Source organism: Micromonospora purpureochromogenes, from assembly GCF_900091515.1.
Lineage (GTDB): Bacteria > Actinomycetota > Actinomycetes > Mycobacteriales > Micromonosporaceae > Micromonospora > Micromonospora purpureochromogenes.
In genome coordinates this window covers 839,118-864,840 of the sequence record NZ_LT607410.1, presented here as the reverse complement: position 1 = coordinate 864,840, position 25,723 = coordinate 839,118, and the positions used below count along the sequence as shown (strand labels likewise).

17 protein-coding genes and 1 pseudogene are annotated in these 25,723 nt (G+C 74.6%); 7 read left to right on the top strand and 11 right to left on the bottom strand.

Annotation, left to right across the window (positions count from 1 at the left end; translation table 11 throughout):
• Nucleotides 1-21 precede the first annotated feature (21 nt).
• Nucleotides 22-1,092 (top strand): PHP domain-containing protein, encoded by a 1,071-nt coding sequence (locus GA0074696_RS04035; protein WP_088959842.1) that lies wholly within the window; start codon nucleotides 22-24, stop codon nucleotides 1,090-1,092.
• Here the strand turns inward: GA0074696_RS04035 and GA0074696_RS04030 are convergent.
• Nucleotides 975-2,075: pseudogene (locus GA0074696_RS04030) on the bottom strand (DMT family transporter); the annotation flags it as partial. The gene GA0074696_RS04035 and the pseudogene GA0074696_RS04030 sit on opposite strands and share 118 nt — an antisense overlap.
• 297 nt (nucleotides 2,076-2,372) lie before the next feature.
• Here GA0074696_RS04030 and GA0074696_RS04025 point away from each other — a divergent pair.
• The 3 genes from GA0074696_RS04025 to GA0074696_RS04015 all read left to right on the top strand — a co-directional run bounded on the left by GA0074696_RS04025 (nucleotide 2,373) and on the right by GA0074696_RS04015 (nucleotide 5,469).
• Nucleotides 2,373-2,966: a hypothetical protein gene (locus GA0074696_RS04025; protein ID WP_157745809.1), complete on the top strand. Its 594-nt coding sequence runs from the start codon at nucleotides 2,373-2,375 to the stop codon at nucleotides 2,964-2,966.
• A 180-nt stretch (nucleotides 2,967-3,146) separates the two neighbouring features.
• Entirely contained in the window at nucleotides 3,147-3,815 is a 669-nt protein-coding gene (locus GA0074696_RS04020) for a Uma2 family endonuclease (RefSeq protein ID WP_231925397.1), read from the top strand.
• Nucleotides 3,799-5,469 (top strand): DUF885 domain-containing protein, encoded by a 1,671-nt coding sequence (locus tag GA0074696_RS04015; RefSeq protein ID WP_088959838.1) that lies wholly within the window; start codon nucleotides 3,799-3,801, stop codon nucleotides 5,467-5,469. Before GA0074696_RS04020 ends, GA0074696_RS04015 begins: the two co-directional genes overlap by 17 nt.
• 121 nt (nucleotides 5,470-5,590) lie before the next feature.
• On the opposite strand, the gene GA0074696_RS04010 is transcribed toward GA0074696_RS04015, so the two are convergent.
• The 6 genes from GA0074696_RS04010 to GA0074696_RS03985 all read right to left on the bottom strand — a co-directional run bounded on the left by GA0074696_RS04010 (nucleotide 5,591) and on the right by GA0074696_RS03985 (nucleotide 16,513).
• A complete protein-coding gene (locus GA0074696_RS04010; RefSeq protein WP_157745805.1) occupies nucleotides 5,591-7,093 on the bottom strand; it encodes a DUF6114 domain-containing protein in 1,503 nt (500 codons plus the stop codon).
• An 83-nt stretch (nucleotides 7,094-7,176) separates the two neighbouring features.
• The gene (locus GA0074696_RS04005) at nucleotides 7,177-7,782 is read right to left on the bottom strand and encodes a DUF6230 family protein (protein ID WP_088959836.1); all 606 of its coding nucleotides are present in this window, start codon (nucleotides 7,780-7,782) and stop codon (nucleotides 7,177-7,179) included.
• A 393-nt stretch (nucleotides 7,783-8,175) separates the two neighbouring features.
• Entirely contained in the window at nucleotides 8,176-9,375 is a 1,200-nt protein-coding gene (locus tag GA0074696_RS04000) for a DUF3068 domain-containing protein (protein WP_088959835.1), read from the bottom strand.
• A gap of 69 nt (nucleotides 9,376-9,444) precedes the next feature.
• Nucleotides 9,445-10,260, bottom strand: a complete 816-nt coding sequence (locus GA0074696_RS03995; protein WP_157745803.1) for a class I SAM-dependent methyltransferase — start codon at nucleotides 10,258-10,260, stop codon at nucleotides 9,445-9,447.
• Complete coding sequence (locus GA0074696_RS03990; RefSeq protein ID WP_157745801.1) at nucleotides 10,257-14,855, bottom strand: alpha-(1->3)-arabinofuranosyltransferase; 4,599 nt, start codon at nucleotides 14,853-14,855, stop codon at nucleotides 10,257-10,259. Before GA0074696_RS03990 ends, GA0074696_RS03995 begins: the two co-directional genes overlap by 4 nt.
• The gene (locus tag GA0074696_RS03985; RefSeq protein ID WP_172894158.1) at nucleotides 14,852-16,513 is read right to left on the bottom strand and encodes a substrate-binding domain-containing protein; all 1,662 of its coding nucleotides are present in this window, start codon (nucleotides 16,511-16,513) and stop codon (nucleotides 14,852-14,854) included. Before GA0074696_RS03985 ends, GA0074696_RS03990 begins: the two co-directional genes overlap by 4 nt.
• A gap of 260 nt (nucleotides 16,514-16,773) precedes the next feature.
• Between GA0074696_RS03985 and GA0074696_RS03980 the strand changes: the two genes are divergently transcribed.
• Nucleotides 16,774-17,934, top strand: a complete 1,161-nt coding sequence (locus GA0074696_RS03980; RefSeq protein WP_088959833.1) for a glycosyltransferase family 4 protein — start codon at nucleotides 16,774-16,776, stop codon at nucleotides 17,932-17,934.
• 70 nt (nucleotides 17,935-18,004) lie between these two features.
• Here the strand turns inward: GA0074696_RS03980 and GA0074696_RS30655 are convergent, their stop codons facing one another.
• Nucleotides 18,005-18,169 (bottom strand): hypothetical protein, encoded by a 165-nt coding sequence (locus tag GA0074696_RS30655; protein WP_157745799.1) that lies wholly within the window; start codon nucleotides 18,167-18,169, stop codon nucleotides 18,005-18,007.
• Entirely contained in the window at nucleotides 18,166-19,884 is a 1,719-nt protein-coding gene (locus GA0074696_RS03975; protein ID WP_088959832.1) for a hypothetical protein, read from the bottom strand. Before GA0074696_RS03975 ends, GA0074696_RS30655 begins: the two co-directional genes overlap by 4 nt.
• A 150-nt stretch (nucleotides 19,885-20,034) precedes the next feature.
• Between GA0074696_RS03975 and GA0074696_RS03970 the strand changes: the two genes are divergently transcribed.
• Nucleotides 20,035-22,407, top strand: a complete 2,373-nt coding sequence (locus GA0074696_RS03970) for a hypothetical protein (protein WP_088959831.1) — start codon at nucleotides 20,035-20,037, stop codon at nucleotides 22,405-22,407.
• 15 nt (nucleotides 22,408-22,422) lie between these two features.
• On the opposite strand, the gene GA0074696_RS03965 is transcribed toward GA0074696_RS03970, so the two are convergent.
• A complete protein-coding gene (locus GA0074696_RS03965) occupies nucleotides 22,423-23,178 on the bottom strand; it encodes an FkbM family methyltransferase (protein WP_088959830.1) in 756 nt (251 codons plus the stop codon).
• A gap of 167 nt (nucleotides 23,179-23,345) precedes the next feature.
• Here GA0074696_RS03965 and GA0074696_RS03960 point away from each other — a divergent pair, with 167 nt between their 5' ends.
• Nucleotides 23,346-24,551 (top strand): MATE family efflux transporter, encoded by a 1,206-nt coding sequence (locus GA0074696_RS03960; RefSeq protein ID WP_197700811.1) that lies wholly within the window; start codon nucleotides 23,346-23,348, stop codon nucleotides 24,549-24,551.
• Nucleotides 24,552-24,687: 136 nt separating this feature from the next.
• On the opposite strand, the gene nudC is transcribed toward GA0074696_RS03960, so the two are convergent.
• Complete coding sequence (nudC, locus tag GA0074696_RS03955; protein ID WP_088964344.1) at nucleotides 24,688-25,611, bottom strand: NAD(+) diphosphatase; 924 nt, start codon at nucleotides 25,609-25,611, stop codon at nucleotides 24,688-24,690.
• Between the last annotated feature and the right edge of the window lie 112 nt (nucleotides 25,612-25,723).

Below are 25,723 nucleotides of genomic sequence, written 5' to 3'. Positions count from 1 at the left end.
CGGGCGCGTAGTTTGCAGGTCATGACCGCCCGGGATCCCATCGCCGACCTGCGCCGGATCGCGTTCCTGCTGGAACGGGCCAACGAGGCCACCTACCGGGTCCGGGCGTTCCGGTCGGCGGCGAAGGCCCTGGCCGAGCTGCCGGCGAAGGAGGTCGCCGAGCGCGCCCGCACCGGCAAGCTCACCGAGCTGACCGGGGTCGGTGATGTGACGGCCCGCTGCGTCGCCGAGTCGCTCGCCGGCGAGGAGCCGGTCTACCTGCGCCGGCTGGTCGCCACCGAGGGCACCGACCTGGACGCCGCCGCCACCGCGCTGCGGACCGCGCTGCGCGGCGACTGCCACACCCACTCCGACTGGTCCGACGGCGGGTCACCGATCGAGGAGATGGCGCTCGCGGCGGTCGAGCTGGGTCACGAGTACGTGGTGCTGACCGACCACTCGCCCCGGCTCAAGGTGGCCCGGGGCCTCACCGCGGACCGCCTGCGCAAGCAGCTCGACCACGTCGCCGCGGTGAACGAGGCCCTGCCCGCGGGGTTCCGCATCCTCACCGGCATCGAGGTGGACATCCTCGCCGACGGCTCGCTGGACCAGACCGACGAGCTGCTGGCCCGGCTGGACGTGGTGGTCGGCTCGGTGCACAGCGGGCTAAACGACGAGCGGGCGAAGATGACCCGCCGGATGCTGGCCGCGATCGACAACCCGCACCTGGACATCCTCGGCCACTGCACCGGGCGGATGGTGTCGTCCCGCCCGGCCGGGGTGAAGGGTCCGGGTGACCGCGCGCACCGGCCGCGTACCCGGTCCGAGAGCGACTTCGATGCGGACGCGGTCTTCGCCGCGTGCGCGGAGCGCGGGGTGGCCGTCGAGATCAACTCCCGGCCGGAGCGGCAGGACCCGCCGAAGCGGCTGATCCGCCGGGCCCTGGAGGCCGACTGCCGGTTCGCCATCAACACCGACGCGCACGCGCCGGGGCAGCTGGACTGGCAGCGGTTCGGCTGCGAGCGGGCGGCGCTCTGCGGCGTCCCCGCCGACCGGGTGGTCAACACCTGGCCGGCGGACCGCCTGCTGAAGTGGGCTGCGACCGGCCGCTGAGGTCAGCGGGCGGCAGGCTCCACGGCCGGCACGGCGGGGGCTCCGGCGGTGGCCGTCCCGCGCAGCCGGCGCCGGCCGACCAGGCCCTGCGCCACCGCGACACCCAGCAGCACCACCAGCGCGCCGACCGGCTGGTGCCAGTTCAGCCGCTCGTCGAGCACCACCGCGCCGATCAGCACCGCGAAGATCGGGATCAGGTAGGTCACCGTGGAGGCGGTGCTCGCGCCCGCCAGCCGGATGTTGCGCAGATTGATCACGAAGGCCAGCCCAGTGCCGAGCGCGCCGAGCGCGACCACGCTGGCCACCACCGGCGCCGACAGGCCCGTCGGGACGGGCGGCGTCCCGGCCACCAGCGGCCCGACCACGGCGAGCTGGGCCGTCGCCATCAGCAGCTGCGCCGCGGAGAGCGACAGCCCGGAGTACGCACTGCCGGCGATGAACTTCTTCTGGTACGGGATGGCCACGCCGTAGCAGGCCGCCGCGCCGAAGCACATCAGCTGGCCGGTGAAGTGCGCCCCGCCGACGCCCTCCCAGACGCCGAGCACCACCAGCACGCCGAGGAAGCCCAGCCCGAGCCCGACCGCCCGGCGGGTGGTCAACCGCTCGGTGCGGAAGACCAGCACCGCCAGCGGCAGCACGATCAACGGCGTGGTGGCGTTCCAGATGCCGGCGAGCATCGACTCGACCCGCTGCTCACCGAAGCCGAAGAGGGTGAACGGGATCGCCACCCCGAACGCCGCGACCACGACCAGGTGCGCCCAGACCCGGGGCTCGCGGGGCAGCCGGTCACGGAGCACGGCGAGCACCACCAGCAGGGTGAGCGCGCCGGTGGCCACCCGGTAGAGGGTGAGATGCAGCGGGTGCAGCTCCTCAATGGCGACCTTGATGAACAGGAAGCTCGCACCCCAGATCGCGGCGAGCGCCAGGAAGCCGGGCAGCCAACTGCGCAGCGGCGCTCGGTCAGGAGTCACATGGGTGGTCACCCCTGACACTCTGCCGGAGGGGTACGACGATGTCGCGTGAAAATCGGACGGCGTGTCGACCGCCACAGCAACCGCCATACAGTGGCCAGCCGGCAGCAGGACTTCCTGGACAAGCCGCTCCGTATCCGTGGCTGACATCAACGATGGCGGCTGTGGCCGGACATGTTCGGGGACTTCCGTGCCCGATCGTGCACGGGTCCGGTCGCCACCGCGACTCGCACTTCAGCGCTAATCCATGTTGTCGATCTCCCCGTTGGGAGGGAGGACCTGGCTGCAGGACTGCTGTTGACTACCGGGATGGCAGCCACTGCTTTCGCAACCGATCGTCCCCAGGCCCCTGCGCGACCCGGCATCGGCATCACCGCGACAGGTCGTCTGATGGCCCTCTGCTGTATCGGGTTCGCGGTCGTCAACATCGTCTTCGAGCTGACCGGCCACTTCGCCGACGGTCCCTATGCCGAGTATTCCGCCGGGATCACCGTGATGAACTGGCTTGTCGTCGGGCTCAAGGCGGTGGGCGCGGCTGTGGCACTGTTGTCGGTCGCCAGCCGCCCGAGATTTCTTCCTCCGGTGTTTCTGGGCGTGTTGTTGTGGGGAGCGTTTGCGATGCTCGCCGTGTACGCCCTGGGCAGCGTGGTGCAGGCGATCGGCATGGCCTCGGGCCTGGCGGGCAGCGCCGACCAGATCGACCTGGCCGGAGTCGCTTACGTGCTCTTCTTCCTGTTGGTTGCAACCGGCTACGGCGTCCTGGCGATCTCTTACTCGCGGCGCTTCAGACTCCGGAAGGGCGTCGTCGTCCTCGCCGCGCTCGGCGCACCCGTGGCGTTGGGCGTGATCCTGCTGGCCGTGCCCATGCTGCTGGCCGCCCTCGGCGTCTTGCCTGCGTCCTGAGCCCAAGGGGCGTGTCCCCGGATCTTCGCCGGCCTGCGACGGACCCAGACGACGCCCGGCGGCGTTGGGCTTCGCCGTCTGGGCCTCGTCTCGTCTCGACGAGATCCAGGAGACACGCCCTGGTCGACACGGAACCCCGGCGGCGCGCCGTCGTTGATCCGCCGGGAGGTGTCGCGGGTGATGCTGCTGGCGGGTGGGTCGGAGCCGGTCCTCGACATCGACGGCGGGTGGACGGTGCAGCGCGCCGAACGCCACCTGCGGGTCGGTGAGCTGGCCGGCGCCCGGCACGAGTGCGTCGACGGCCGGCTGGTGGTCACCCCGTTCCCGCCGGCCACCGAGAGCATCGCGATGGCGAGCCTGGCCAGCGCCCTGGTACCGGCGGCCGAGGCAACCGGCAGGCACGTGCTCGGCCGGGTCAGCCTGGTCTTCTCGCCGACCTGCTGGATCCAGCCGGACGTCACCGTGCTGCACACCCTCCCCGCCACCGACGAGGAGGAACGGTGGGTGCCGGCGGAGCTGTGCGCCCTGGCCGTGGAGTTCGTCCGGCCCGGCGGACCCGCGCCGGACGGGGCGGACAAGCGGCGCCGCTGCGCCGAGGGCGGCGTGCCGTACTTCATGCGGGTGGAGATCGGCGGCCGGTCGCGCCGGGTGGCGGTGGAGCTGTTCGGGCTCGACGGCGCCGGGCGCTACGTGCGCACCGCGCGGGCGGTCGGCGGGCAGCGGCTGCGCGCCCGGTCGCCGTTCCCGATCGACGTCGACCCGGCGCGACTGCTGCCCCGAACATGCCAAACACGCTCGACATCAGGGCCGAGCGGTCACGTAGGGTCGCAGCGTGGGACGAATCGATGACCTCGCGAACCGCTACGTGGCCGACTGGGCCCCGCTGAGCCCGACCGGCGCAACCTACGTCGGCATCGCCGGCTACGACGACCAACTCGACGACCTCTCCCCGGCCGGCTACGAGGCCCGGGCCGAGCTGACCCGGCGCACCCTCGCCGACCTCGACGTGACCGAGCCGGACACGGAAACCGAGCGGACGGCCAAGGAGGCCATGCAGGAACGCCTCGGCCTGGACCTCGCCCGGTACGACGCGGGTGAGGTGACCAGCGAGGTCAACGTGATCGCCAGCGGGCTGCACGAGATCCGCATGGTCTTCGACCTGATGCCGACCGAGGGCGAGGCCGCCCAGGCCAACATCGCCACCCGGCTCAACCGGTTCGCCGCGACGCTGGAGGGCTACAAGACCACCCTGCGCGAGGCGGCCGCCGCCGGCCAGATCAGCTCGAAGGTGCAGCTGGTCGAGGTGGCCAAGCAGTGCGACGTCTGGACCGACCCGAACGGCGACAACTTCTTCCACGGCCTGGTGGAGCGGCTCGGCACGGACGGCACCCTCGGCGCCGACCTGCGCCGGGGCGCCGCGTCCGCCACCGCCGCCACCGCCGAGTTCGGCCAGTTCCTCCGCACCGAGCTGGCGCCGCAGGGGCGGGACAAGCAGGCCGCCGGCCGGGAGCGGTACGAGCTGGCCTCCCAGTACTTCCTCGGCGCGAAGGTCGACCTCGACGAGACGTACGCCTGGGGTTTCGCGGAGCTGGCCCGGCTGGAGGCCGAGATGCGGGCGCTGGCCGCGCGGATCGTCGGCCCGGGCGCGACCATCGACGAGGCGGTGGCGGCGCTCGACGCCGACCCGGCCCGGACCATCCAGGGCAAGGAGGCGTTCCGGGACTGGATGCAGGCGCTGGCCGACAAGGCCATCAGCGACCTGCACGGCACCCACTTCGACATCCCGGAGCAGGTCCGCCGGATCGAGTGCTGCCTGGCGCCGACCAGCGACGGGGCGATCTACTACACCGGGCCGAGCGAGGACTTCTCCCGCCCCGGTCGGATGTGGTGGGCGGTGCCGCAGGGCATCACCGACTTCTCCACCTGGCGCGAGGTGACCACCGTCTACCACGAGGGCGTGCCGGGGCACCACCTCCAGGTGGCGCAGACGGCGGTCCGGGCCGAGCTGCTCAACCGCTGGCAGCGGTTGCTCTGCTGGGTCTCCGGGCACGGCGAGGGCTGGGCGCTCTACTCCGAGCGGCTGATGGACGACCTGGGCTACCTGGAGGATCCGGGCGACAAGCTCGGCATGCTCGACGGGCAGGCCATGCGGGCGGCCCGCGTGATCGTCGACATCGGCATGCACCTGGAGCTGGAGATCCCGAAGGACAACCCGTTCGACTTCCACCCGGGCGAGCGCTGGACGCCGGAGCTGGGCTGGGAGTTCATGCGGGCGCACTGCCGGGTGCCGGACGAGAACCTGCGCTTCGAGCTCAACCGCTACCTGGGTTGGCCGGGGCAGGCGCCGTCGTACAAGGTGGGCGAACGGATCTGGCTGCAGGCCCGCGAGGAGGCGAAGGCCCGCAAGGGCGCCCACTTCGACCTGAAGGAGTTCCACCGGCAGGCGCTCGACCTCGGCTCGCTGGGGCTCGACCCGCTGCGCAAGGCACTGGCCCGCCTCTAGGGCCTGTTCAAAGCCCCTGGCCGGCCTGCGGCGGGCCCAGGACTTGACACAGGCCCTGGGTGCGGTGCCGGGGGCGGGCGGGACGGCCTGCCCCCGGCCACCAGGGGTGGTGGGACGAGGGTCAGGGGAGACTGAGCGTCAGCGCCGGCCGGGCGGTCAGCGTGCGGCAGTCGACGAACGCCAGGTCGATCACCGGGTCGGTGAAGGTGACCGAGATCGGCAGGGTGACCGGGATGCCGTCGGGGAACGGCAGGTCCGGCGTCAGCGTGATCTTGATGCCGAGCAGCCGGCCGACGAAGCGGGTGGCGTAGAACGCCACGTCGCCCTGCACGGTGAGCCGGTCGGTGACGTACTGCTGGTTGCGCCCCGCCGGGCCGTCCGCCACCAGCTTGAAGTCGTCGGTGACCGCCTTGCTCATGCTGAACTTCAGCGCCTTGAGCGTGCCGTTGGCGGTCGGCAGGTCGACGATCCCCTCGAACCGCAACGAGCTCATGGTGACCGAGGAGCCGGTCAGCTTGGAAGGCTGCTGGGCCACCTTCGGCTGCCCCGGCTCGGGGGCGATCCGCGGCAGCAGCTTGCCGGGCTCGACCTGGCCGGGCCGACTCGGCCGGCTCGGCGCGCAGCCGGTGCGGCTCGGCGTCCGGCCGGTGGGGGTCGGCTTGACGGTCGGCGCGGCCGCCGTCGCGCTCGGTGTCGGGCTGGCCGAGGGGCTGGCGCTCGGCTCCTCGCGCCCGCCCCCGGTGAAGAGGTCACCGATCCCGCGCAGGATGTCGCCGAGCACCCCGCCGTCCCGGGTGGGGGTCGGCGACGGGCTCGCGCTGGCCGACGGCGTGGCGGACGGCGCGCTCCGGCCGGGGATGGCGGAGGGGGTGGCGGAGGGGGTGGCGGCCGGCGCGGACGGGCAGGTGGTGGTCGCGGCCGGAGCGGGGACCGCCGGGGCGGCCTGCACCGGCGACGGGCGGGTGGCGACCAGCCCGGTGGCGGAGAGGCCGAGCACCACCAGCGCCACGGCGAAATAGCGCGGGTCGCGGGGCCCGGCCGGCGGGGCGTCGTAGCCGGCGGGAGCCGGGGCGGGGCGCTCCTGCTCGTACGCCGGCGCGCCGCCGCGCTGGTGGGGCAGGGCCGGGACGTCGGCCGGCAGCAACTCGTCCACCAGCGTGGGGTCGTCGGACCCGACGGTGTCCGGGTCCTCGTCACCCGGGGCGTCCACCGCGGTGGCGGGGCCGCCGGTCGACCTGAGCGGCGTCCAGGCGAAGCCGAGGGCGCTGCCGACCATGCCGAGCAGCAGGCCGACGAAGAAGCCGCCGAGGTTGAGACCCATCAGCGAGTAGATCGTGGTGACCGCGGCGACGATCGAGTAGAAGAGCCGTTGCCCCGGGCTGAACCAGAGCAGCAGCCCGCAGGTGAGCAGGATGACGGGGATCAGCAGCGAGTAGAGCCCGGTGGCTCCGGAGTGGAAGCTCAGGCCGTTGAGCGTCATCCGGGTGGAGGCGAACATCTCCACCCCGGCCAGCGCGGTGAACAGGCCGCCCCAGAACGGCCGGGTCCGCCGCCAGCGGCGGAACCCCCGCCAGGCCCGGCCGAGGCCCCCGGCGCGGACATGTTGCGGATCGGCGGTTGTCACGTACTCCTCCTCCTGGCGGAGCGGGGGAACGAGGGACCGGGACGTGGCCCGCGGCGCGTGCCCGCCGCGGGCCACGACTCAGCTCAGAAGCATTCCTTGCCCTTGGCGGCGTCCCCGACGTTGACCTTCAGGCGGAGGCCGGTCAGGTTGAAGGTGGCCGCCGTGGTGTAGCGGGACACCTGCTCCAGGCCGGTGATGGTGACGTGCTGGGCGTCCTGGCCGAACGAGCCGGCCTGCGCCGACGCGTTCAGGTCGGTGGCGTCGCGGCCGATCCTGATGTTGGTGAACGTCGCGTTGCCGTCCAGGCTGTCCATCGCGATCAGCATGTCCTTGGCGGTCGCCGGCTTGTCGTCACCGGCGTTGATGGTGAGGACCACCGGCAGGCCGGGCAGGTCGGCCCGGACCGACTGGCAGAGCTTGTACAGCTCGGCGCTGCTGATCTCGGAGAGGGCGACGGGGTGGACCTTGCCGTTCTTCTCCTTGACGATGCCGCCGTACTGCTTGAAGCCGTCGCCCTCCAGGCGCTCAGCACCGATCTTGAAGGTCTGGCCGGATACGGTGATGTCGGACGCGATGGCGCCGGACTGCATGCCGAACAGGACAGCGCCGGCGGCGGCCGCCGCGGGCACCATCATCGCGGCGAAACGCCGCCACCGGGTACGACCCGGGTTGTCGATCCGATCCTGCACGGGTTCCTCCTGGATGGGGGGCGGTGCTCTTCGGGGTGGTGTGCCGGTGGAGGGGACGGGGGCGTTGCGGGCCGGGCGTGTCACCTGTTACCGGCGGGTAACGAACGTGCGCATGATGGTGCACCGGCTGAGGCGTGCGTCACAAGGCCCCACCTACGGTCCCGTAGCTTGTGGACCACTCGGTGACCGGCTGTCGTCACTCACCGTGGAACGAAACTCCGGACGCACGATCGGATCAAGCGTCCAAAGGGGGCATCCCGGCGCGGCGTCGGTGACTCAACGCAGTCAAACCATCGACAAGTTACGATTAAGTAACAAGTGCCGAGTGTGACGACGCGAACGCGAAGAGGGCGGGTCGACGAATCGACCGGCCCTCTTCGGAGTGCTACCGCGTCAGTGCTTCTCCCGCTCGTCCGACGCCGGCCGCTGGGTCGGCACCGTCGCCTCGTCGTCCGCGCGCCAGTTCGTCGACGCGGGCGGGATCTCGTCGCTCAGCGGGCCGCCCTCGCGGTCCACCGCGGGCTGCTCGGCGGTCGGCCGCTCCTCGTCCACGACCGGCTCCTCGTACCGGGTCGGAGCGTCGACCGGAGCGGGGGGCGGCGGGAGGTCCGCGCGGTGCCGCGCCTCGCCGGCCGCGGCGACCGCACCCCGGCGGGCCACCAGCAGGCCGCCGATCATCAGCACCAGACCCAGCACGGCCAGGCCCACCGGGACGTAGACGCTGAGCAGCTGGAGGCTGTTCCGGCTCTCCTTGGCCCGGTCCGCCGAGGCGGTGATGGTCGCGTCGTTGTACGTGAAGTCCGCGTCCAGCAGCGTCGTCGGCGTGCCGACGTTCGGGGTGAGGATCTTCTTCTGCACCTCGCGCACCTTGATGTACGACCCGGTGACCGGGTCCACCCACACGGTGCGCTGGTTGCTGTAGACGACCTTGCCGTCGGTGGCGCCCGGCGCGAAGGTGGCCAGCAGCGGGGTGAGCCGGGTCGAGTCGAGGTTCAGCGGCTCGTCGCTGAACACCTGCTCGAACCGGTACGTCTCGATGCCCTTGATGTTCTCCGTACCGGAGAACTTGGCGTCGCGGACCTGGCGCATGTCCCGGTCGAAGATCTTGTAGTCCCGCTTCTCGGTGTTGAAGGGGAACTTGTAGATCTGGCCGGCGAACTCGACCCCGCTGTCACGCTGGCCGGTGTCGTCGAGCCACTGGCCCTGCCACTTCAACGCCTCGCCGGAGACCCGGTCCATGGCCAGCTTGGCGCCGTACGCGCTGACCAGCTCCTTGTTGTCGACCCGGTCCACGGTCTGACCGACCTGCCACACCACGGCCTTGCCGTCGAGGTCGCCGCCCAGCTTCGCGGTCTCGTCCTTGAGCTGGTTGACCCGCACGGTCGACCTGAGGTCACCGTTGTTGATCTTGATGGACCCGTTGTTGATCTGCAGGAACGTCGCACCGGAGGCTTCCGCCACCGACGTCGCCGCCTTCAGGTCGTAGGGGAGCTTGGTCAGTGCGGGGGTCACGACGAACACCAGCCCGGCGGCCAGCGCCAGGAGCAGTACGCCGACCCCGAACAGCACGGCACCGATGGCGCGGTGCTTCATGTTTCCTCCCTGGAGGAGCTCAATTTCGTCGTTGTCGATCAGTGGGATGGCCGCGAGGTTACTACCTGGTCACATCTGGACGCGACCCCCGGTCAGCCCAACTTTTTCCGCCTCCCCGGCAACGTCCGGCCGTTCCCCGGCCCGGCGCAGCACGAGCAGGAAGTTCCACGAGCCGATCTCCCGCGCCCCGGGAACCCGGACGATCCACCGGCCCCACCAGGGGTGATAGCGCGGCAGCGCGTCCAGCACCTCGACCTCCGGGTTGCCCCGGGCCCAGCGCAGCGCGTCGGCGATGGAGACCGGGAAGAGCGTTTCGGCGAACCGGTTCTTCGGCGGGCGCCCGTTGCGCCGCTCGTACCGCCGCCGGGCCCGCTGCCCGCCCAGGTAGTGCCAGGGCGCGGTCTCGTGCCCGCCCCACGGGGAGAGCCACGGGGTGAACGAGACGAACAGGACGCCCCCGGGCTTCGTCACCCGGGCCATCTCGTCGAGCATCCGGTGCGGCTCCGAGACGTGTTCGAGCACGTTCGACGAGAAGCAGACGTCGACGCTGCCGCTGCGCACCGGCAGCGCCGTGCCGCTGCCGCGCAGCATCCCGGCCGAGGACTCGGCCGCCGAGAAGTCACCGACGTCCGGGTCGAGGCCCACGTAGCGGGCGCCGGCGGCGCGAAACGCCTGCGCGAAGTAGCCCGGCCCGCCGCCCACGTCGAGCACCGTCCGCCCGGCCAGGCCGGTGTAGCCGGAGACCTGGCGTACCGAGTCGTCGGCCAGCAGGCCGTAGAAGCGGTCCGGGTCGGTCTGCTCGACCAGGAAGGCCCGGAACAGGGCCACCGAACGACCCAGCGTGGCGAACCGGCGGCGGGCTGCCGGTCCCTGTTCAACGGTCATCGCACTACCGTCCCGTCCTCGTCCTCACCGGCGGTCGGCCGGTCACCGTCCGCCGGAACTGTCGCACCCGCCTCGTCATCGCCCGTCGCCGGCCCGCCCGCCGTCCCACCGCGCACGCCGGACGGCGCCGCACCGGGCGCGTCGGCCCCGCTCAGCCGCGTGGCGGGCGCGTCGGCCTGCGGCGCGTCGGGCGCGTCGGGGACGCTCAGCCGCGTGGCGGACGCGTCGGCCTGCGGCGCGTCGGGGCCGCCAGGCGACGCACCGGCGCCGTCGTCCGGCTGCGGCGTCGCGGAGACGCCGAGGTCATCGGGCGGGGCCGCCCCCGAGGCGGCCGGGTCGGTCGGGGCCGCCGGCCCGGGGCCGTCGGCCGCCGGGACCGTGCCGGGGACCGGGACCACCGCCGCGACCACCGCGCCGATCGCCACCAGCATCGCCGCCTGCACCCACGTCCCGTACGCCCACTCCTGGCCGTGCCCGCGCAGCCGGCCGGCGACCGCGACCACCGTGGCCGCGGTCAGGCCGCCGAAGACCACCACCGGCAACGCCCGGCGGGCGAGCTGGCGCAGCAGCATCGCCGCGAGCACGATCGCCACCGGCAGCACCCCGCCGAGCGCGGCGAGCAGCACCACGAGCAGCGTCCCGACGAACCAGGGCGCGCTCTCGGCGGGCAGCGAGGATGCGTCCTCCGGCCGCCGCCGGACCGGCCAGGCGGCGAGCACCAGCACGCCGAGCGCGGTCAGCGCGCCCACCGCCAGGCCGCCCCGGTAGGGCCGGTCGGGGGCGAACTCCAGCCGCACCTCGCCGCCGGCCCCCGCCGGCAGCACCCAGGCCTGCTGCCACCCGTCGACCCGGGTGGCCGGCAACGCCCGTCCGTCCAGGGTGGCCGTCCATCCGGCGTTCGCGTTCTCGGGTACGACCAGCAGAGCGCTCTCCCCACCGCCGACCCGGACCCGGCGCTGTGTCGGCGCCCAGTCCAGCACCGACACGTCACGGTGCCGGGGTGCGGCGACGGCCGGGCCGGCCGGCCGCAGGGCCACGTCCTGCACGATGTAGCCGCGCGACGGGGAGCTGGCCAACCGGTGACCGCCGGCCGGCAGGTCCACCACCGCGCCGGTCTCCCCGCAGAGGGTGACCGGCATCGGCCGCCCGGCGACGACGTCGCCGAGGGTGCCGGTGACCGCGGTGTCGTACCGGAAGCCGTCGAGTTCCACGGCGGGGCCGGTGCCGCACGGGGCGGAGATCCGGGTGCCGGCGGACAGCGGCCGGATCACCAGCCCGGGGATCTCCACCTCGGCGATGCCGGCCGTCGCGGTCCAGCCGTTGCCACGCTTGTCGGCCACCCGGTCGGTGGCCTCCCGCACGACGATCTCCACCTGGTCGGTACGCACGGCCGCGAAGCGGACCAGCCCGTCCGCGTCGACCGGCACCAGTTGGGTACGGCCACCGGCGCGCACCTCGACCCGGGTGGGCGGTGAGCCGATCGGCAGGTCGGCCGGGCGAAGCCGGAGCCGGTCGATCCGACGCTGCCCCTGCCAGCGCAGCGTGAGGCTGGGTCGCAGGTCGCCGGTGCCGGCCAGCCAGGCGGTGCCCGGGTCCCCGTCGACCGCCGCGTACGGGGCCACGGACGGGTCGCCGGCCAGGTACGACGAGGCGCCGGCGGTCACCGACGCCCCGGCCAGCGTCACCGCGCCACCGGAGCGGGCCACCGCGGTGACCGTCAGCTGGTAGGTGCCCGCCGTGCTGCTGCGGAACACCCGGTCCACCCCGAGCGGCTCCTCGCCGACCCGGGCCAGGAAGCGGTCGCAGCGCACGACGGTGCCCACCGGGCGGACGCCGGCCGTGGACCGCGCCACCGGTACCGCGTCGGAGCCGGGCGGCACCCCGTCCGAGCCGGCCGGGACCGCGCGGGAATCGCCCTCGGCCGCGTCGGCGGGGAAGCACGCCGGCCGGTCCCCGGCACCCCGGCTGAACGACCAGGAGACCGGGCCGGTGCCGGCCGTCGGCAGGTCGGTCGGCACGCGCAGTGCCCGGTGGGGCGTGACGTCGGGGACGGTGAGTTCCCGGATGCCCACCCCGCCGTCGAGCCGGTTGCCGGCCACCGCCAGCACGGTGATCCGGATGGTGCTGGTGGCCCCGGGCAGGGTGTAGTACGTCTGCGCGCCGAGCCCGGCGGCGACGTCGTGGTCGACCGAACCCCGGTCGGTGCTGACCCGGAACCGGGTCACCGGCCAGCCGACCCCGAGGTCGTCGACGAACGCCAGGGAGACCTGCTGGACCTCGCGCGGCGTGTCCAGGTCGAGCTGGAGCCACTGCCCCACCGGCCCGGCCAGCGCCGCGGAGTGCCAGGCGGTGCCGGCGTCGCCGTCGACGGCGGCGAACGGCAGGTGCGACGGGTCGGCCGGGGCCAGGTTGTCCACGAAGCTCGCCGCCGTGGAGGCGCTGATGTCCCGCAGTCCCTGGTACGTGGCGACGGTCTGGTGCCGGCGGCCACCGAAGGGCAGCAGGTCGAGGGCCACCCGCCCCTGCCGGCCCGACTCGGCGGCGGTCATGGTCTGGCTGAGGTTGTCCCGTACCCGGCCGATGTCCCGTTCCCGGCGGCGCAGGCCGTCGGTGACGATCCACCGGTCGCCGGTGGCGTCGGCGTCGGCGTCGGCGTCGGGACGATCCCCGGCCAGCACCACCGGCCGGTCCCGCTCCACCACACGCTGCTCCAGCAGGGGCAGCAGCGACTCGGGGCCGCCGCTGACGGTGGGCACGTCGGCGGTGAGCACCGCCGAGGCGGCCGGCACCGGGCGGTCCACCTCGTACACCTCGACGGCGGGCAGTGAGCCGGCGTCGTCGTCGACCGGGCTGCCGGCGGCCCGGCCGACCGCGTCGGTGCTGCCGAAGGTGGCCACCCGGGTGATCCCCGGCGACCCGGCCAGCGCCCGGCGCAGCACCGCCACCGGCGGGGCGTCGGTCTGCGTACGGTCGATGTCGTTGCGCAGCAGCAGGTGCCGGAAGCCGGAGCGGGCCAGGAAGTCGGCCAGCCCGGCCGAGCCACGGCCACCGGCCAGCACCGTCTCGACGGTGTCCATCATCCGGATGTTGCCGATCGAGCCGAGCGGGATCTGGTGGCGCACCGCCCAGGGTGCCCCGGCCAGCGACTGCAACGGCTCGTCGACGGTGCGTCCCCAGTCGTACTGGCCGAAGCCGGAGCCGGGCACCACCAGCGTGCGGGCCAGCGCGTCCCGGTCGGCGAGCCAGGTGGCCGCGGCCCGCCAGTGCGGCGGCAGGTCGGACCAGCCGGGGCCGGGGCGCAGCAGCCCGGTCCAGGCCGGCGCGGCAGCGCCCAGGACCAGGGCGAAGACCGGTACGAACACCACCGGGCGCAGCCGCAGCCCGGGCCGGCGGCGGCGGGCGGCGGTGTGCAGCCGGGTGATCCAGGCGTCGACGCCGTGCGCGAAGCCGAGCATCAGCGGCAGCCGCAGCACCGGTTCCAGCTTGTGCACGTTGCGGAACGGCGCCAGCGGGCCGTCCAGCAGGTCGCGGACCTGCTCGGAGAGGGGGCTGTCCAGGCTGCCGACGTAGCCCATGGTGAGCAGGGTCAGCCCGGCCAGGAAGCCGAGCACCAGGAATCGCCGCTCGGGCAGCAGGTTGCCGGCCAGGCCCGCCAGGCCGATCAGTGCGACCACCGCGGTGAGCGCCATCAGCGCCGGGTGGTCGATCAGCAGCCAGCCCGCCGGCCACCACGGGTCGCCCTGGACGATGTACGCCACCCACTGGTTGGTGCCGCGTACCGCCTGGAACAGCGAGGCGACCGCGGTGGTCGTGGTGGACGACTCGATGTAGTCGAGGAACGGCAGGCTGTACTGGCCGAGCAGCAGCAGCGGCACGATCCACCAGAGGCAGACCCCGACGATGCAGAAGCACCACCAGCCGACCAGCCGCAGGTGGGCGGCGTCCCAGCGGCGGGAGAGCAGCCACACCCCGGGCAGCACCAGGGCCAGCAGCACCACGGCGGCGTTGATCCCGCCCATGCCGAGCACGGCCAGCGCGGAAAGCGCGGCGGCCCGGCGCGGCGAGCCGATCCGCTTCACCTGGACCAGCGGCAGCAGCACCCAGGGCAGCATCGCCGCGGAGAGGACCTCCGAGGAGAGCGCGCCGATCTCGGTGAGCATCCGGGGCGCCAGCGCGTAGCCGAGCGCGGCGGCGTACCGGGTCGGTTCGGTGCCGATGGCGAACGCGCGGGCCAGCCGCAGCAGGCCGTAGAAGGCGGCGCAGAAGAGCACCGCGCACCAGAGCCGCTGGGTGATCCACGGCGGCACGCCGAGCAGCTGCCCGGCGCCGAAGAACGGCCCCATCGGGAAGAGGTAGCCGTACGCCTGGTTCTGCAACTCGCCGGAGGTGGCCTCCGGGTTCCACAGGTGCAGCGCCCGGGCCATGAAGTGCAGCGGGTTCGCCGCCAGGTCGAGCTTGGTGTCGAAGGTGACCTGGCCGGGGCGCTGCGCGAACGCCAGCACGGTGAGCAGCAGCAGGCTGAGCGCGGTGGCGGGAGCCTCGCGGACCGGCCGGACGACCCGGTCCAGCACCCGCCGCGCCGGGGTCGCGGTCACCGGCGGCACTCCGGCGGCAGGCAGCTCAGATTGGCCAGGGCGGTGAAGAAGATCTGCCGCATCCCCTTCGGCTGGTCGGTCCGGAACACCTGCCCGCCGGTGACCTTGGCGATCGCGTTCAGCTCCTCCGGGTCGACGTCCGGGCCGAGGCCGATGAAGAGGATCGGCAGCGGCTTGCGCGGGTCCTGCATCGCGGCCAGCTCGGCGAAGAACTTCTTCCGGTCGATGCCCTCGGCGTCCTCGTTTCGCCCGTCGGTCATCACCAGCACCAGGTTGATCCGTCCCGGGGTCCAGTGCCGCCGGGCCTCCCGGTACGCCGCGAGGGTGGAGTCGTACAGGCCGGTGCCGCCCTGGGGCTTGACCTTCACCTCGGCCAGCCGCTGCGCCAGCGCGGCCCGCTGGGCGCGCAGCGGGCGGACCGGCAGGATCTCGCGGTAGTCCCGGTCGCCGTCGACCTTGGTGGAGAAGACCCAGATCCCGAGCTCGCTGTTGTCCAGCAGCAGCCCGGCGCCCTCGCGGGCGGCGCCCAGGGTGGCGTCGAGCCGGGTGCCGCCGCCGGGCACCCGGGCGGCCATCGAGCCGGAGATGTCCAGCATGGTGAGGATCCGGGCGCTGCGCTGCACGCCGCTCCACCCGGTCAGCATCTCGGTGACCGTCTCCTCGGCCGGCAGCGCCACCGGTTCACGGACCGCCGGGTCGAGCCGGCGGTCGCGCGGCATGGCCGGCGGGTAGCCGGCGGCGGTGCGGAAGCCGTACCCGGTCAGCACCTCGCGGGAAGCGCTGGTCAGCAGGTCGCTGAGGAAGCCGGCGGCGGCGTCCCGCACGGCGTCCCGCGCGGCGGGCAGCACGGCGTACGGCAGGTCGAGCGAGGGCACCGCCACCTCCGGGTACGCGGCGACCAGCTTGTCGGCCCCGGCCAGCGCGTTGTGCCCGAGCACCGCCTGTTCGGTGGTGGCGACCGCGTCGGAGCGGCCGGGCAGCCCGGCGCCCGGTGGCAGCGCGGCCGGCGTATCGGTGGGGCTGAACGTGTGGCCGGCGAGCCGGCGCAGCGTCGCCGCCACCACCGCGCGCGGATCGCGCTCCCCGGCGGCGAGCCCCCGGACGCCGAGCAGGGCAGCCACCCCGGCCGGGTCGGCGGCCGGGTCGGGCAGCCCGACCGTGCCGGCGCGAGCCCGGGGGCCGATCAGCGGCGCCCAGGTCAGCGGCTTGGCCGGCCAGCCCGACCGGCGGGCCACCGGCTCGGTCACCGCGAGCACCACCGGGGTGCTCGCCACCGACGTGCCCTGCCCGGGCACCTCGAAGGCGCCGGCGGCACGCGCCCGCCGCAGCCAGAACGTCGACTCGGGCAGCCAGGCGTCGGCCACCTCGGCGCCACCGGCCAACTCGGCGGCGACGGCGTCGGACTCCCGGGACTCCACGGCGATCGACACGCAGGGCTGCCGGCCGACCGAGGCGCGGGCGATCCGGTCCACCGCCGGGGCGACCACCGGGGCGGCGGCCACCCGCAGCCGCACCCGCTCGGCGCACTCCGGCGTCACCCGCTCGTCGCGCAGCCAGGCGTACCCGGCCCAGCCGACCAGCAGCAGCACCAGGGCCGCGCTGAGCAGCACCACCGGGGAACGGCGGGCGAGCAACCGCGCCGGCACGTCGCCCACCACGGCTGCCTCCCCTACCCGTCGTCGCCCGTCCGCCGGCACGCTGCCGCAGGTCACGGGTGTCGCGGACGGCTCGGGCCGGTGTGCTCACCGACCCCGCGTCGTGCCGCGCTGACACACCCTGCCAAGGTTTCGGGTCCCCGGCAAACCCCCGATCGACGAGCTGTTATCCGATCGTCGCTGCCGGTCCGACCCATTGCGTACGCGGCCCGGGCCGCCCTAGGGTGGCGCGATCGTGCCACTTACTGACCGGTAGGAGCAGCGTGGACACCTCCAGCAGCACCACCGCTCGCCACGTGCTCTTCCTGAACTGGCGCGACACCAGCAACCCGGAGGGCGGCGGTTCCGAGGTCTACATCGAGCGGATCGCCGCCGAACTGGTCGCCGCCGGCCACCGGGTGACGCTGCTCTGCGCCGCCCATTCGCAGGGCGGCCCGGAGGAGACCAACCCCGACGGCGTCCGCGTGCTGCGCCGCGGCTCCCGCCACACGGTGTACGCCCGCGCGGCCCTGACCTACCTCGCCGGGCGGTTCGGGCTGGGCCCGCTGGGCCGGCGCGGCGGCGGCCTGCCCGACCTGGTGGTGGACGTCTGCAACGGCGTGCCGTTCTTCGCCCCGCTGTACGCCGGCCGCCCGGTGCTCGCCCTGGTGCACCACGTGCACCGGGAGCAGTGGCCGGTGGTCTTCGGCCCGTGGATGTGCCGGCTGGGCTGGTGGATCGAGTCCTGGCTGGCGGTCCGGCTCTACCGGCGCTGCCGCTACGTGACGGTCTCCGAGGCCAGTCGCGCCGAGCTCGCCGAGCTGGGGGTGGACGCGGAACGGATCGACGTGGTGCCCAACGGCACCACGCCGGTGACCGGCCCGCCGCTGCCCCGCACCGGCCACCCGTCGCTGCTGGTGCTGGGCCGCCTGGTGCCGCACAAGCGGGTCGAGATCGCGATGCGCACGGTCGCCGAGCTGGCCGCCGAGCTGCCGGAGCTGGAGCTGGTGGTGGCCGGTCAGGGCTGGTGGGAGCAGCCGTTGCGGGAGGTCGCCGACTCCCTCGGCGTCGCCGACCGGGTCCGGTTCACCGGCTTCATCAGCGAGGAGGAGAAGCACGAGGTGCTCTCCTCCTGCTGGCTGGCGCTCACCCCGTCGCTCAAGGAGGGCTGGGGCCTGACCATCGTCGAGGCCGCCGCCCGGAGCACCCCGACGGTCGCGTTCCGCTACGCCGGGGGCGTCGCCGAGGCGATGGTCGACACCGAGACCGGCCTGCTGGTCGACGACGAGGCCGAGTTCACCGACCAGGTACGCGAGCTGCTCGCCGACGACGTGCGGCGCAAGGCGATGGGTGAGGCGGCGCTGGCCCACGCGGCCCGCTTCACCTGGGCCGCGACCGGGGCGCGCTTCGCGCAGCTGGTCGCCCGGCTCACCGCCACCCGCTGACGGCCGGCGGCACTGCCGCGGACACGCGACCGGGGCGCCCGCATCAGCGGACGCCCCGGTCGACGGTCGTTCAGCGCGTGCCGTACAGCGTGCTCTCGGAGCTCTGCTCACTCACCTTGGAGTTGGCGGCCTCCTTGGCGGACGGGCTGAGCGCATTCGCCAGACCGACGCTGCCGAGCAGGCCGAGCACGACCCCGAGTACCCCGACGGCGACGAACGCGGGCAGGTTCCTCATCCACCTTCTCCTTCCGCGGGACTCGCGTGCCGGGACGCTACCACGCGCCGCAGCACCTGCGCAGTGCCCGAAAAACCGATGGCCAACACCACCGTTCCGGCCAGTAGGTGGGCGTAACCGACCAAGCCGGGTCCGTCGCGCCCGGCCGGGGCCGTCCAGGCCGGGTTCTCGTAGAGGGTCAACTCCGGACCGGCGTGGGCCAGCCGCAGCCCGACCAGCGACGTCACGGGCACCGCGGGTCCCGACGCCCGCTGCACCAGCACCCAACGCGCCCCCATGGCGGCCAGCGGACGGCCGGCGGCGAGCAGGTCGCGCACCTCGGCCGCGCGCGGGTCCTCCTTGCCGACCGCGACGTCACCCACCCACAGGGTGTCGTCGATCAGCACCGGCGACGACAGCAGGCGCGGGGCCGGGTCGATCACCACCCGGCCGCCGTTCCAGGCGTACCGCTGGTACTCCTGGAACGGCAGGGAGATCACCTCGCCCGGCCGGTCGGCCACCTGCCGGGCGACCACCGCCCAGTCCGCCGGGTAGTGCACCGGGGTCAACCGGCCGAGCGCCCCGAAGGCCAGGTCGGGCAGGAGTGCCACCGGCAGGACGGCCGCGCCGATCAGCAGCACCGTGCCGGTGGTCCGGTCGAACCGGGTGGCCAGCCGGTCGGCGAGCCGTTCCGCGCCGAGCGCCACGGTCACCGCGAGGGCGAGCGCGTACGGGACGAGCAGCTTCTGCCCGTCGCGGACGAGCCCGCCACCGGGCGCGGTGTCGACCAGCCAGCCGAGCAGCGTGGCTCCACCGGGCAGCACGCCGAGCGCCGCCACCAGCCACGACCCGGCGGCCAGCGCCAGCAGCCGCGCGGGCCCGCCGGCCGGCCAGCGCCGGCGCAGCAGCGACACGCCGTACCCGGCGAGGAGCAGCAGCACGCCGGTGGCCAGCGGCACGAACGCGGCCTGGCGGGACGCCGGGACGGTCAGCGCGTTCCAGATCCCGCCGGTGCCGGAGAGCGCGACCAGCGACCCGCCCCAGTTCTCGGCGCGGGCGGCGAAGGCGGGCACCCCGGCCGGGTCGGAGCGGCCCCCGGTGGCGCTGCCCAGCCCGGCCACCAGCCACGGCGCGTTGAGCAGCACCGTCACCGCGAGCGCGGTCCCGGCCCGGCGGGCGCCGCCGGGGTAGCGCCCGGGCACCAGCACCGCCACCGCCAGCAGGGCGATCAAGCCACCGGTCGGGGTGATCGCGGAGACCGCCGCCGCCAGCAGCAGCCCGGGCAGCGCCCCGGGCCGGCCCGCGCGTACCCCGAGCGCCGCCGCCACCAGCCAGGGCAGCATCGCGTACGCCAGCAGCAGCCCCCACTGCCCGAGCAGCAGCCGCTCGGCCAGGTACGGCGTCCAGGCGTAGCCGAGGGCGGCGACCACCCGTACGGCGGTGCGCGTGGTGGGCACCAGCCGGGCGGCGCCGAGCGCGGCGAACCAGAGGATCGCCACCAGCACCAGTCGTTGCAGCAGCCAGCCGGGCATCAGCTGGGTGGCGAGCGCGACCACGGCGTCCTGCGGCACGGCCCGGGGCAGCGCCGAGGCCGGGGCGATCACGTCCCAGTTCAACGCCTGCCGGGGCACGAAGACCATGTCGTAGCTGAGGACGTACCCAGGCAGCGCCAGCGGGGCGAGCACCACCGCCGCCACGGCGGCGGCCACGCCGTACGGCACCAGCCGTCCCCGCATCCGTCCACCCCCACTGCCTGCCGGGCGCGACCCGACCGCGCCGTGGTGGCTCGCCACTGTACGCGGCCACGGCCGCGCTCCCAGCCCCGACCAGGAACCATCCGATGACCTGATGGGGCGCCAGGTGGCCGGTGTGGCAGTCTTCCCGCCATGGCATCGACCGGCACGACCACCTCCCCCGAAGGGACCGGCCTCATCGGCGGCTGGGCGCGCGTCCACCCGGTCCGGGCGGTGGCCGTCGCCATGATCCTGGTCAGCCTGGTCTGGCGGGCGCAGCTCGCCTCCCGCGGCTACCTGGCGGTCGACGACTACGTGCTGATCGCCCGGGCCGCGGAGGCCGATCTGACCCCGGGCTTCCTGCTCACCCTCTACAACAACCACTTCATGCCGGCGGCGCTGCTGGCCACCTGGCTGGTGACCCGGGCGGTCGGCCTCGCCTACTGGCCGTACGTCCTGCTGCTCACCGCCGCCCAGGCGGTGCTCGCGGTGAGCTTCGCCCGGCTGCTGCGCACCCTGGTCCGCCCCGGCTGGGCGCTGCTGGTGCCGCTCGCGGTGTTCCTGTTCAGTCCGCTGACCCTGGAGGCGACCTCCTGGTGGGCGGTCGGGGTGAACATGCTGCCGATGCAGATCGCCATGGTGCTCGCGGTCGGCGCCCAGGTCCGGTACGTGCGCACCGGCCGGCGGCGGCACCTGGTGACCCTCGGCTTGGCCGTGCTCTTCGGGCTGCTCTTCTTCGAGAAGGCGCTGCTGGTGGTGCCGCTGGTCTTCCTGCTGACCGCGTTCCTCTTCGTCGGCGGCCCACCGGTGCGGGCGGTGCTGACCACCGTCCGCCGGTACTGGCCGTCGTGGCTGCTGCTGACCGTCATGTCGCTGGGCTTCCTCGCCCTCTACGGCTCCCGGGCGGAGTCGTCGCTGCGCCGGCCGGACTCGCTCGGCGAGGTCCTCTCCTTCCTCTGGCAGTTGCTCGGCTCCACCGTCGTGCCGGGTCTGCTGGGTGGGCCGTGGCGCTGGCTGCCGGCCGGTGACGGCGCCGCGGTGACCGCGCCGCCGGAGCTGGGCCGGTGGATCGCCTGGGCGGCGTTCCTGGTGCTGGTGGTGCTGACCGTCCGGCTGCGCCGGGTCGCGGGCCGGGCCTGGCTGCTGCTGGCGTCGTACCTGACCCTGGTGACCGCCCTGCTGGCGGCCACCCGGCTGGGCTCGATCTACAGCGACGTCGCCGGCGCCGTCCCCCGGTACGTCAGCGACGTGGTGGTGGTGGCCGCGCTCTGCATCGGCGTCGCGCTGCTCGGCCTGCGGCCCGTGCCGGACCGGTTCGCCCCCGCCGACCCGGCCCCGGCGGACCGGGCCGACGAGACCGACCCGGCCACGGACGACGGAAACGCTGACCCGGTCACGGACGACGGGGACGCCGCGCGAACGGACGGCGATGGGACGCCGGCGACCACCGGGGAGGCGGCGACCGACGACGAGGCCCCGGACCGGTCCGCCGCGCCCGAGCGGGTCGCCGCCGACGTCGAGCGCCCGGCCGAACCCGAGCCGGCCCCCCGGGTCGCCGTGCCGGCCGCCGCCCACCGTGGCCACGGCGTCCTGCACGCCGAGTACGACGACGACGATCTTCCGCCCCCGGTCCGTCCGCCGGCCGCGCGACCGTTCGACGCGCCACCGCAGCGGACCGGCGCGGCCGCCGCCACGACCCCGCCGACCGCCACCCCGCCGGCCTCGCCCAGCGCCGCGCCCGACCCGGTGGACCGGACCGGCGACCCGACCCCCACCGAGCCGCCGGCCGACCGGCCGGAGCAGCCGGCCGGGATGGCGGCGTTCACCGGCGGCCGGGACCCGGACGACCCGCCGCCCCCGGCCGTGCTGGTACGCCACCGGGAGGCGGTCTCCGCCGGCCTGGCCCTCGCCCTGGTCGCCGGGGGTCTCGGCACCGCCTGGACGACCGCCCGGTTCGGCGACGAGTGGGCGGTCAAGGCCGGGCGCACCTACCTGGACACCGTCCGCGCCGAGCTGGCCGCCGCCCCGCCCGGCACGGTCTTCTTCGACCAGCCGGTCCCCGGTGACGTGGTGCCCACGCTCTCCGCGCCGTACAACCGGCAGTCGGCGTTCTTCCGCGCCCTGCCGGAGCGGCCCGTCTTCGTCACCGAGGCGGAGGCGCCGTCACTGTTCGACCCCACCGGCCGGATCAGCCCGGTCCGCATCGACGGCCCCAGCGCCCGGCCGGGGCCGGAGCAGGCCTGCGGCTGGAAGGTCACCGACGGCGAGACGGTACGAATGCCGCTCACCGGGCCGCGCGACGACTGGTTCTGGGTGGTCCGGATCGGCTACCTCAGCTCCGGCGACAGCACGGCCACGTTCCGGTTCGGCGGCAAGGAGAAGCGGTTCCCGGTGAAGACCGGGCTGAACCAGATCTTCTTCGACTTCACCGGCGGCGGGGACACGGCCGAGCTGAGCGTCGCCGACCCCGGCGTCACGCTCTGCACCAACGAGGTCGCCATCGGCACCCCGACGCCGCACCAGTGACGCCCCGGCCGGGGGCTACTCCGGCCGGAACAGCACCGAGTTGACGTAGCGGGGGCGGGGCCACAGCACCCGACGGGCGAAGCTCTGGCCCACCCGGGCGATCGCCTCCCGCTGGTGCCTCCCGAGGTCGAAGTCGGCCAGCGGCACCCAGGTACGCCCCGGCAGTACGTACCCCCGGTAGCCCCAGCCGGTGAGCAGCTCCAGCAGCGGCTCCACCGGCTGGATCCGCTCCTCCACCTCGATCAGCAGCACCGGCCGGTCGCGGCGGATCGTCTCCGCCCCGCCGCGCAGCGCCGGCAGCTCGTGCCCCTCGATGTCGAGCTTGACGAAGCGCACGTCGGTCAGGCCCAGCGCGTCCAGGGTGATCCGGCGTACCTGCACCGGGCTGCCCTGCTCCGGCTGCTCCAGGGACGAGGTGCCGACGATCGCGCCACCGTCGGGCAGGTAGAGCGCGGCGGTGCCGTCGTGGTCGGAGACGGCCGCCTCGACCACCTCGACGGTGGGGAAGGCGGTGCGCAGCTGACGGGCCAGCGGGGGCGTCGGCTCGACCGAGACGACCCGGTCGGCCCGGCGCAGCAGGCGCGCGGTCCACGGGCCGTACCAGGCGCCGACGTCCACGGCGGTGCCGCCGCGCGGCACGAAGTCGGCCAGCCGGGCCAGTTCGGGCTCCACCCGCGGATAGACCAGCCGGATCCCGTCCGCCACCCACCGCTCGGGAAGCTTCGCGGCCAGCCCGGAGGTCGCTGCCGCGGCCACGTTCGTCGACGCCATGGGGCAGCACACTAGACCCTTCCCGGCCGCGAGGGCAGGGGTCGCGGGTGCGGGGCTGACGGCCGGACGGTCGAGCGGTACCGTCTCCCCGGTCGGGCCGGGGAGGTCGCGGCCGCCGCCGGCCGCGAGCCGCGGTCGTCGGAGCAGCATGGGCCACTCGGGGCGGCATGACACAGACCATCGGCAGGGACGCCGGCGCGGCGCGGCTCGGTGCCGCCGGCGCCGCCGTCACCGTGGCCACCACCCTGAGCAACGCCCTGGCCTACCTGGTGCCGGTGCTCGGCGCCCGCCGGCTCGACCCGGCCGACCTGGGCGCGCTGGCCACCGTGCTGGCGCTGGGCGCGATCGCCGCCGTGCCCGGCTTCGGGCTGCAGATCGCCGTCGCCGTGCACCGCGCCCGGCGCGGCCCCACCCCCACCGGCCGGCTGGCGCTGCTCACCGCCGGGGTCACCGCCGGCGTCACGGTCGCGGCGGCGCCGCTGCTCACCGTGCTGCTGCGGCTGCCGGTGGCGCTGACCCTGCTGCTCGGGGCCACCACCTTCGCCACCGTGCTGGCCGGCCGCTGGCTCGGCGAACTCCAGGGCGACCAGCGCTTCCTGCGCCTCTCCGCCGGGATGACCGTGCTCGCCCTCGGCCGCTACGGCGGGCTGATCGTCGGTCTGGCGCTCGGCGCCGGCCCGGTCACCGCACTGCTGCTCGCCACCGTCACCGGGCTGCTCGTCCTGCCGCTGCTGGCCCGCCTCGCCCGCACCGCCCGCCCGGCACCGTCCGCCGCAGCGAAGGGCGGCCTGCGACCCACCCACGTGATGACCGCGTGCGGGGCCACCCTGGCGATGCTCACCATCTCGTACGCCGATCTGCTCCTCGCCCGGCAGCTGCTGACCGCGGACGGCTCCGGGGCGTACGCGGTCGGCGCGGTGCTCACCAAGGGCGCGCTCTGGGCGCCGCAGGTGGTGACCCTGCTCGCGCTGCCCCGGCTGGCGCAGGGCGACCGGCGGGCCCGGGCGCTGGGCCTGGCGGTCATCCTCGCCTGCGGCGCGGTCCTGGTGGGGGCCGCCGCGCTCGGCGGTGAGCTGGCGTTCCGGCTGGCCGGCGGCGCCGACTACCTGCACCTGGCCGGCGAGGCCCCGCTCTTCGCCGCCACCGGCGCCCTCTACGCGGTCGTCTTCATGCTGGTCAACGATCGGGTGGCGAGCGGCGCCCGGTTCCCGGCCGCCCCACTCTGGGTGGCCACCGCCGGCCTGGCGGGCGCGGCGGTGCTGGTCGCGCCGCGCACGGTCGAGGGCATCCTCACCTGCGCACTGGCCGCCGCCGCGCTGACCGCCGCCCTGATGACCTGGCTGGCGCTGCGCCCCCGCGACCCCCGGCCCTGACCCGCCGCGACCTGACCGGCGGACTTGGCACCTACTCCACTCCGCTTCGGCGATGTCAGGGGGTCCGGGCGGCCGCGACACCGCCACCTCGGCGACCAGCAGCCGATCTACGGCGTCGCGAGCCGCCGGGCGTACGTCAGTCGCCGGCGGCGAGCCAGCTGCCGAGCAGGTGGTGGTCGATCGAGTCGGGCCGGCCCAGCGGTCGTCCCTCGGCCGCCCGGCGGCGCAGCTCGTCCCGGGTGAACCAGCGCGCCTCCAGCAGCTCCTCGCCGTCCACCCGGACCTCCTCGGAGGCGGCGGTGGCCCGGAACCCGACCATCAGCCCGGCCGGGAACGGCCAGGCCTGCGAGCCCTGGTACGACAGCGCGGAGAGGGTCACCCCGGCCTCCTCGGCCATCTCCCGGCGGACCGCGTCCTCCAGGCTCTCGCCCACCTCGACGAACCCGGCCAGCGTCGAGTACGCCCCCTCCGGAGCGCCGGCGTGCCGGGCCAGGAGACAGCGGTCGGGCGACCCGGGCGCCTCGACCAGCACGATGATCGCCGGTTCGATCCGGGGGAAGAGCAGCCGCCCGCAGCGCGGTCCCGAGCAGGCCCGCACGTGCCCGCCGTCGCGTGCCACGGTGGCCGAGCCGCAGCTGCCGCAGTACCGCTGCTGCCGGTGCCAGTGCAGCAGCCCACGCGCGTACGCCTGCACCGCCGCCTGGGCCGGGTCGAGCCAGCCGACCAGGGCGCGCACGTCGGCGGTGGCGGCCGCACCGGCCAACCGGACCGCCTCGGGCGCGGTACGCCCGGAGAGGTCCACGGCGAAGACCGGAGCCTCGCCGTCCAGCCCCAGGAAGACCGTCTCGTCGGCGGCGGCGAGCACCTCGGGGGCGTCGGCCGGGTGCCGCCGGACCGGCGTCTGGTCGGCGGTGACGAGGCAGTGGTCCCGCCAGAGCGGCAGCAGCACGGCCGCGGGATCGGTCAGCCGGGCGGAGATCCACTCCCGGTTGCCGCGCCGCGCTCCCGCCCGGTCCAGCCACCCGCCGCCGTACGCCAGCACCCGATCCGCCACCCGCACACCGTGCCACGGCGGCACCCGGGCCGGATGACCGGGTCGGCCTGGCCGACACGCGGTGCGCGAGGTGGCCGGCCGCACGGTGTCCACCGGCTTGCGCGTTGGTTACCGTAGA

What these genes read in the sequence shown, in the direction of transcription:
- GA0074696_RS03960 (WP_197700811.1), top strand. Translation starts at nt 23,346, where the DNA reads ATGACACAGACCATCGGCAGGGACGCCGGCGCGGCGCGGCTCGGTGCC.
- GA0074696_RS04000 (WP_088959835.1), bottom strand. Translation starts at nt 9,375, where the DNA reads ATGAAGCACCGCGCCATCGGTGCCGTGCTGTTCGGGGTCGGCGTACTG.
- GA0074696_RS30655 (WP_157745799.1), bottom strand. Translation starts at nt 18,169, where the DNA reads ATGAGGAACCTGCCCGCGTTCGTCGCCGTCGGGGTACTCGGGGTCGTG.
- GA0074696_RS04025 (WP_157745809.1), top strand. Translation starts at nt 2,373, where the DNA reads ATGGCAGCCACTGCTTTCGCAACCGATCGTCCCCAGGCCCCTGCGCGA.
- GA0074696_RS04020 (WP_231925397.1), top strand. Translation starts at nt 3,147, where the DNA reads ATGCTGCTGGCGGGTGGGTCGGAGCCGGTCCTCGACATCGACGGCGGG.
- GA0074696_RS03970 (WP_088959831.1), top strand. Translation starts at nt 20,035, where the DNA reads ATGGCATCGACCGGCACGACCACCTCCCCCGAAGGGACCGGCCTCATC.
- GA0074696_RS04035 (WP_088959842.1), top strand. Translation starts at nt 22, where the DNA reads ATGACCGCCCGGGATCCCATCGCCGACCTGCGCCGGATCGCGTTCCTG.
- GA0074696_RS03975 (WP_088959832.1), bottom strand. Translation starts at nt 19,884, where the DNA reads ATGCGGGGACGGCTGGTGCCGTACGGCGTGGCCGCCGCCGTGGCGGCG.
- GA0074696_RS03995 (WP_157745803.1), bottom strand. Translation starts at nt 10,260, where the DNA reads ATGACCGTTGAACAGGGACCGGCAGCCCGCCGCCGGTTCGCCACGCTG.
- GA0074696_RS03965 (WP_088959830.1), bottom strand. Translation starts at nt 23,178, where the DNA reads ATGGCGTCGACGAACGTGGCCGCGGCAGCGACCTCCGGGCTGGCCGCG.